This is a genomic window from Chitinimonas naiadis (assembly GCF_054780835.1).
Map to the genome: position 1 here is coordinate 1 of NZ_BAAGVO010000014.1, position 5214 is coordinate 5214.

A 5214-nucleotide genomic window follows, 5' to 3' on the forward strand; every position below is an offset into this window, starting at 1 on the left:
CACATGCAAGTCGAACGGATCTAGGGGCTTGCTCCTAGGTTAGTGGCGAACGGGTGAGTAATGCATCGGAACGTACCGTGTAGTGGGGGATAACCCGGCGAAAGTCGGATTAATACCGCATACGATCTACGGATGAAAGCGGGGGATCGCAAGACCTCGCGCTATACGAGCGGCCGATGTCGGATTAGCTAGTTGGTAGGGTAAAGGCCTACCAAGGCAACGATCCGTAGCGGGTCTGAGAGGATGATCCGCCACACTGGGACTGAGACACGGCCCAGACTCCTACGGGAGGCAGCAGTGGGGAATTTTGGACAATGGACGCAAGTCTGATCCAGCCATGCCGCGTGAGTGAAGAAGGCCTTCGGGTTGTAAAGCTCTTTTGTCCGGGAGCAAATCCTGATTCCTAATACGAATCGGGGATGAGAGTACCGGAAGAATAAGGACCGGCTAACTACGTGCCAGCAGCCGCGGTAATACGTAGGGTCCAAGCGTTAATCGGAATTACTGGGCGTAAAGGGTGCGCAGGTGGTTACGTAAGTCTGATGTGAAATCCCCGGGCTCAACCTGGGAACTGCATTGGAGACTGTGTGACTAGAGTGTGGCAGAGGGGGGTGGAATTCCGCGTGTAGCAGTGAAATGCGTAGAGATGCGGAGGAACACCAATGGCGAAGGCAGCCCCCTGGGTTAACACTGACACTCATGCACGAAAGCGTGGGGAGCAAACAGGATTAGATACCCTGGTAGTCCACGCCCTAAACGATGTCTACTAGTTGTTGGAGCAGCAATGCTTTAGTAACGCAGCTAACGCGTGAAGTAGACCGCCTGGGGAGTACGATCGCAAGATTAAAACTCAAAGGAATTGACGGGGGCCCGCACAAGCGGTGGATGATGTGGATTAATTCGATGCAACGCGAAAAACCTTACCTACCCTTGACATGTAACGAACCTCGCAGAGACGTGAGGGTGCCCGAAAGGGAGCGTTAACACAGGTGCTGCATGGCTGTCGTCAGCTCGTGTCGTGAGATGTTGGGTTAAGTCCCGCAACGAGCGCAACCCTTGTCCTTAGTTGCTACCATTCAGTTGAGCACTTTAAGGAGACTGCCGGTGACAAACCGGAGGAAGGTGGGGATGACGTCAAGTCCTCATGGCCCTTATGGGTAGGGCTTCACACGTCATACAATGGTCGGTACAGAGGGTCGCCAACTCGCGAGAGGGAGCCAATCTCAGAAAGCCGATCGTAGTCCGGATTGCACTCTGCAACTCGAGTGCATGAAGTCGGAATCGCTAGTAATCGCAGATCAGCATGCTGCGGTGAATACGTTCCCGGGCCTTGTACACACCGCCCGTCACACCATGGGAGTGGGTTCTACCAGAAGTAGCTAGGCTAACCGCAAGGAGGCCGGTTACCACGGTAGGATTCATGACTGGGGTGAAGTCGTAACAAGGTAGCCGTAGGGGAACCTGCGGCTGGATCACCTCCTTTCTAGAGAAGGCCGAAAGGCCAAGTGTCTACACTTATCGGTTGTCATGTTGAGAAGTACGGAGTTGCCGCACGGGTGATTGTGCGAAGACTCAGTAGTGGAAAGCTGGGTCAGTAGCTCAGTCGGTTAGAGCACCGTCTTGATAAGGCGGGGGTCATAGGTTCGATTCCTATCTGACCCACCAAGCACACGATTGGGGGTTTAGCTCAGCTGGGAGAGCACCTGCTTTGCAAGCAGGGGGTCGTCGGTTCGATCCCGTCAACCTCCACCAATTTCCACGTTTGAGAGATTAAACAACAGTGAATCTGAGCGCACCGGTAGTGAGGGTGTGGGAAAGGTTTATTGCTGTTTGGCTTCTTGAGCCAGAACGTACTTAGCTCTTTAAAAAAACGGAAGAAGTAATCAATGTAGTTCTGAGGACCAGAATTCATCAGCAATGATGGGAGCTGGAAATCGTAAAGGACTGCAATGGGTTGATTGTATCGACTCGGTTCCATAGCAGTCAGCGATGGGATCGAGAACGCAAACGCCTGTAATTCAAGATGCTGGAGTGATCCAGGCATTTTTGGTTATAGGGTCAAGCGAATAAGTGCATCTGGTGGATGCCTTGGCGATGATAGGCGATGAAGGACGTGTAAGCCTGCGAAAAGCTTCGGGGAGCTGGCAATTAAGCTTTGATCCGGAGATGTCCGAATGGGGAAACCCACCCGCAAGGGTATCCCAGACTGAATACATAGGTCTGTGGAGGCGAACTCAGCGAACTGAAACATCTAAGTAGCTGAAGGAAAAGAAATCAACCGAGATTCCGTAAGTAGTGGCGAGCGAACGCGGAAGAGCCTGTACGTGATAGTCGAACTCTTAGTAGAACGGAATGGAAAGTCCGGCCATAGTGGGTGATAGCCCCGTATACGAAAAGAGATCGGTGGTACTAAGCGTACGACAAGTAGGGCGGGACACGAGAAATCCTGTCTGAATATGGGGGGACCATCCTCCAAGGCTAAATACTCATCATCGACCGATAGTGAACCAGTACCGTGAGGGAAAGGCGAAAAGAACCGCGGGAGCGGAGTGAAATAGAACCTGAAACCGGATGCATACAAACAGTGGGAGCCTCTTCGTGGGGTGACTGCGTACCTTTTGTATAATGGGTCAGCGACTTACATTCAGTAGCGAGCTTAACCGAGTAGGGGAGGCGTAGCGAAAGCGAGTCCGAATAGGGCGTTCAGTTGCTGGGTGTAGACCCGAAACCAAGTGATCTATCCATGGCCAGGTTGAAGGTGCGGTAACACGCACTGGAGGACCGAACCCACTAGTGTTGCAAAACTAGGGGATGAGCTGTGGATAGGGGTGAAAGGCTAAACAAACTTGGAAATAGCTGGTTCTCCTCGAAAACTATTTAGGTAGTGCCTCATGTATCACTGACGGGGGTAAAGCACTGTTATGGCTAGGGGGTCATCGCGACTTACCAAACCATGGCAAACTCTGAATACCGTCAAGTGCGAGCATGGGAGACAGACATCGGGTGCTAACGTCCGGTGTCGAAAGGGAAACAACCCAGACCCTCAGCTAAGGTCCCAAATGCATAGTTAAGTGGAAAACGAAGTGGGAAGGCATAGACAGCCAGGATGTTGGCTTAGAAGCAGCCATCATTTAAAGAAAGCGTAATAGCTCACTGGTCGAGTCGTCCTGCGCGGAAGATGTAACGGGGCTCAAACTATGAACCGAAGCTAGGGATATGTACTTTGTACATATGGTAGAGGAGCGTTCCGTAGGTCTGTGAAGGTGGCTTGTGAAGGCTGCTGGAGATATCGGAAGTGCGAATGCTGACATGAGTAGCGATAAACAGGGTGAAAGTCCCTGTCGCCGAAAACCCAAGGTTTCCTGCGCAACGTTCATCGGCGCAGGGTGAGTCGGCCCCTAAGGCGAGGCTGAAAAGCGTAGTCGATGGGAAACGGGTTAATATTCCCGTACCTTTCTGTAATGCGATGTGGGGACGGAGAAAGCTAGGCCAGCCGGGTGTTGGAAGTCCCGGTTTAAGCGTGTAGGCGTGTTTCGTAGGCAAATCCGCGAGACTAAGCTGAGGCGTGATGACGAGTCTGCTTGCAGACGAAGTGGTTGATGCTCTGCTTCCAGGAAAAGCCGCTAAGCTTCAGTTACAGAAAGACCGTACCGCAAACCGACACAGGTGGGTAGGATGAGAATTCTAAGGCGCTTGAGAGAACTCGGGTGAAGGAACTCGGCAAATTGACACCGTAACTTCGGGAGAAGGTGTGCCCCGGTAGGTTGTAGTCTGTACAGACGAAGGCCGATGGGGTTGCAGTGAAAAGGTGGCTGCGACTGTTTATTAAAAACACAGCACTGTGCTAACACGAAAGTGGACGTATACGGTGTGACGCCTGCCCGGTGCCGGAAGGTTAATTGATGGGGTGCAAGCTCTTGATCGAAGCCCCGGTAAACGGCGGCCGTAACTATAACGGTCCTAAGGTAGCGAAATTCCTTGTCGGGTAAGTTCCGACCCGCACGAATGGCGTAACGATGGCCACACTGTCTCCACCCGAGACTCAGCGAAGTTGAAGTGTTTGTGAAGATGCAATCTCCCCGCTGCTAGACGGAAAGACCCCGTGCACCTTTACTGTAGCTTTGCATTGGACTTTGAAGTGGTTTGTGTAGGATAGGTGGGAGGCTTTGAAGCCGGGACGCTAGTTTCGGTGGAGCCGACGTTGAAATACCACCCTGACCCCTTTGAGGTTCTAACCTAGGTCCATTATCTGGATCGGGGACCGTGCATGGTAGGCAGTTTGACTGGGGCGGTCTCCTCCCAAAGTGTAACGGAGGAGCTCGAAGGTATCCTAGGTACGGTCGGAAATCGTACTGATAGTGCAATGGCATAAGGATGCTTAACTGCGAGACTGACAAGTCGAGCAGGTGCGAAAGCAGGACATAGTGATCCGGTGGTTCTGTATGGAAGGGCCATCGCTCAACGGATAAAAGGTACGCCGGGGATAACAGGCTGATTCCTCCCAAGAGTTCACATCGACGGGGGAGTTTGGCACCTCGATGTCGGCTCATCACATCCTGGGGCTGTAGCCGGTCCCAAGGGTATGGCTGTTCGCCATTTAAAGTGGTACGTGAGCTGGGTTTAAAACGTCGTGAGACAGTTTGGTCCCTATCTGCAGTGGGCGTTGGAAGTTTGAAGGGGGCTGCTCCTAGTACGAGAGGACCGGAGTGGACGAACCTCTGGTGTACCGGTTATGACGCCAGTCGTATCGCCGGGTAGCTAAGTTCGGAAGAGATAACCGCTGAAAGCATCTAAGCGGGAAACTTGCCTTAAGATGAGACTTCCCTGGGACTTCGAGTCCCCTGAAGGGTCGTTCAAGACCAGGACGTTGATAGGTCAGGTGTGGAAGCGCAGTAATGCGTTAAGCTAACTGATACTAATTGCCCGTGAGGCTTGATCCTATAACCCAAGATGCCTGGAAAGGCGCAGGGTTTGCGGAGATACGTTCAACCCAAATAAATGATTACTTCTTCTGTTGCGGTTGGCTGAGTGAACCTGAGAAGGATTACTGAGCGAGCCGAAGATTTAGGATTGTTGCCAGTCGCATCAATCCAGCCAGTTATGCTTGGCGGCCATAGCGCCTTGGACCCACGCCTTCCCATCTCGAACAGGACCGTGAAACGAGGCAGCGCCGATGATAGTGCGGACTACCCGTGTGAAAGTAGGTCACCGCCA

Annotated in this window: 2 tRNA genes and 3 rRNA genes; all 5 read left to right on the forward strand. The window is 52.5% G+C overall.

Annotation, left to right across the window (positions count from 1 at the left end):
- A 16S ribosomal RNA gene (locus ACYVHK_RS24720) occupies nt 1-1483 on the forward strand; the annotation flags it as partial.
- 105 nt (nt 1484-1588) lie between these two features.
- A tRNA-Ile gene (locus ACYVHK_RS24725) sits at nt 1589-1665 on the forward strand.
- 11 nt (nt 1666-1676) lie between these two features.
- A tRNA-Ala gene (locus ACYVHK_RS24730) sits at nt 1677-1752 on the forward strand.
- 304 nt (nt 1753-2056) lie between these two features.
- Nucleotides 2057-4940: ribosomal RNA gene (locus ACYVHK_RS24735) — 23S ribosomal RNA — on the forward strand.
- 163 nt (nt 4941-5103) lie between these two features.
- A 5S ribosomal RNA gene (rrf, locus tag ACYVHK_RS24740) occupies nt 5104-5214 on the forward strand; the annotation flags it as partial.